1 protein-coding gene and 1 pseudogene are annotated in these 2,926 nt (G+C 74.0%); both read right to left on the bottom strand.

What is annotated here, in order from left to right; translation table 11 throughout:
* Positions 1 to 53: 53 nt before the first annotated feature.
* Positions 54 to 1,520: an MFS transporter gene (locus BFF77_RS31865; RefSeq protein WP_079125669.1), complete on the bottom strand. Its 1,467-nt coding sequence runs from the start codon at positions 1,518 to 1,520 to the stop codon at positions 54 to 56.
* Between the two features lie 985 nt (positions 1,521 to 2,505).
* A pseudogene (locus tag BFF77_RS31860) lies at positions 2,506 to 2,685 on the bottom strand (TetR-like C-terminal domain-containing protein); the annotation flags it as partial.
* Between the last annotated feature and the right edge of the window lie 241 nt (positions 2,686 to 2,926).

The following is a 2,926-nucleotide window of genomic DNA, read 5'->3' as shown; positions in this document are numbered from 1 at the left end:
GGGAGGGCGGGCGCCCTCCTCGGGCGGGCGGGCGGCGGTGCCCCGGGAGCCGCTCATACGGCCCGTCCCCTCGCCGGAACACGCGTCGCCAGGACACGGGCGCCGCCGAAGGTCAGCCGGCAGGCCAGGAGCGTCAGCAGCGCGGCGCACACGAGTGCGGGTGCGGCGCTGCCGGCGTGCACGGCCAGCAGTCCGGCCAGGGCCGGGGCCGGGGCGGCGGCTCCGCCCGCCGCGGTGGCCAGTACGGACCCGGCGCGGGCCTGCAACTCCGGTGGTGTGCCGTGGATGGCGCGCGCCTGGAGGACCACGGTGGCCAGCGGCATGATCAGGCAGAAGCCGCCGAACAGCGCGCCGTAGCTCCAGGGTTCGGCCGCCGTCGCCAGCAGGGCCGCGAGCGGGACCATCAGCCACGACACCCCGACGAGCACCCGCGAGGCACCGAGAAGCCCGGTCCGGCCGGTGAGCCCGGGCGCGGCGAGCGAGCCGACGAGTCCGGCGGCGCCGGACACCGCCAGGACCAGGCCCATCGGCGCGGCGCCGTGGCCGCTCTCCTGGAGCGTGAAGACGGCGTCGTAGTACAGCGCGGCCAGCACGCCGTTGACGGTGGTGGTCCACACGAGCACCAGCCGCAGCAGGGGCGACGTACGGACGAGCGCGAATCCGGCGCCCGCCTCGGCGACGAGCGCGGCGGCGCGGCGGCGTACGGACGGGCGTCCGGATTTCCGCGCGGGCCTGTGCCCGGGGCCGCCGCCCTGCGACGCGGGGCCGCCCTGCGCGGGGCGGCCGTCCGTGCTCATCTCCGCACGCGACTCCGAGCGCGGATCCGTGCGCGTCTCCGCGCGGAGATCCGAGCGCATGGCCCCGACACACACGGCCGTGACGGCGTACGAGAGGGCGTCGGCCAGGAACGGCAGGGCCCGCGAGACCTGGTAGAGCAGGCCGCCCAGGGCGGGGCCGACGACCAGCGCGCCCCGGTCGCCCGCCTCCAGCCCGGCCACCACGCGCGGCAGGCCGCCGGGCTCGGAGATCAGGGCGACCGTGCCCCGGGCGGCGGCCTCGTAGCAGGCGGTGGCGGTCCGTTCCACGAGCACGGCGCCGAGCAGATGGGCCAGGGACGGTCTGCCTCCGGCGACGGCGAGGGCGACGGCCACGGAGGCCATCGCGAGCGCCGAGACCGTCGCCGACCAGAACATCACCCGCTTGCGCGCGCCGCGATCGGCCGGTACGGCGACCAGCGGGCCGAGCACCAGCCCGGCCGCCGTGGACACTCCCGCGACGAGTCCCACCACCGCGGGCGACTGGCCGAGTCCCAGCAGCAGCAGCGGCAGGACGACTCCGGACGTCTGACTGCCGAGGGAGTCGGCGGCATTGGCGCACCACAGGAGCTTGACGTCCCGCGTGTCCCCGACGCCCCGGCCGGCACGCGGGGCGGGCGAGGACCCGGGCGCGGACTCGGGCGTGACCTCGGGCGTGACCTCGGGCGTGACCTCGGGCGCGCTCCGAGGCGCGGCCTCAGACACGGCTTCACGCGTGGACCCGGGCGTGGAGGGTTCGGCCGCCGTGGGCGGCCACGGTAAACCGGCTTCCTCGACGCCCGAAGTACCGCCCGAAGTACCTTTTTCGGAAACGGAGTTGCCCGTTCCGGGAACTGTGGATTCCACGCGGCCCTCCGTTTTCTTCGTCGCATCGAGATGAGCGGAAAACGTGCAGGAATCGAAACGATCGGGAGCCTAATCAGGCCCCGCCATGGACGACAAGGACGCCCGGAAGAGGATGCGTGCGGTTTTCCCCAGACGCCACGGCGGCCGTGCGGCGCTCGGTACGGCACCGGGCGAGCGGGCCGGCTCCGGCGCGGGGGACGGCCACGGCCACCCGCACATCCACTGTGGATATGCGTGGCGGCAACGGTGTGTTCGCTCGATTCCCGATTCGCGTTGGCATTCGTGCCACCGGAAGTGGCGGGAGAGCACCGCGCCGGAAGAAATCATTCCGTGCCATTCACGCGCGCCCGGACCGGCGGAAGAACGGAATACGCCGATCCGCGCGCGACGGCGTATCTCAACTGCGCGGGGTTCGGGACGCGTGACCGCAGGGCACGGCCCGTACACCTACGCGCGTCGCCCACGGTACGCACGGCGCCCCGGCCCTTGGCCGCGCGGGCCGCCGACGGCGTCACTGCTTCCCGGTGGCGAACGTGTGACGGACCGTCAGCGGACGGTGGGGTACGCGCCCCGCCCGAACGGGAGGCGTGCGCACAGCGGGCCGGGTGTCGGAGGGAGATCGCTCCGGAGCACCGGGCGCCCCAGGAGCCCCTCGGTTGATCACGACCGATGGTTGCCACCGGTGCAACTTATTGGCCGGAAAAGCACGAAGTACGACTCACCGCGGCGCACTGCATCGCATCGCACTGCGCTGCACTGCACCGCCAGGCCCTCCGCGCGTGGCGCGGCGCATGGCACTCGGCGCGGCCCGGCGCGTGATGTGGCGTGGCGTGGCGTGGCGTGGTCAGTGCGTCGACGGGCCGGTCAGTTCGTCCAGTTCGGCGGCGAAGAGCCGCTCGGGGTCGAATCCCATACCGGCGAAGTGGCCCGCGAGTTCCAGGGACAGGACGCCGTGGAGCCGCGTCCAGAAGGTCAGGGCCCGGTGGAGGACCGCGGGTGGCGCGGGATGGCCCGGCACGACACCGTTCACCCGTCCGAAGAACGCCGGCTGACCGACAATGCCCCGAAGTCACCTCCGCGCACGCGGGGTTGGCCCATGCGAGCATCATGTGCTCAAAGGCCCGCTGGTCGTCCCCGCGCGCGGGGTTGGTCCCCACGATTGATCCAGACGATCACGGTCCCTTTCGTCCCCACGCACACGGGGTTGGTCCCTGGCCCATCACCGCGCCGGCCGGTGGAAGCATGTGGTCCTCGCGTGCGCGGGG

This window comes from Streptomyces lushanensis (genome assembly GCF_001700515.1).
GTDB lineage: Bacteria > Actinomycetota > Actinomycetes > Streptomycetales > Streptomycetaceae > Streptomyces > Streptomyces lushanensis.
The sequence above is the reverse complement of the archived record's forward strand: the minus strand, read 5'-3'. Positions and strand labels throughout refer to the sequence as shown.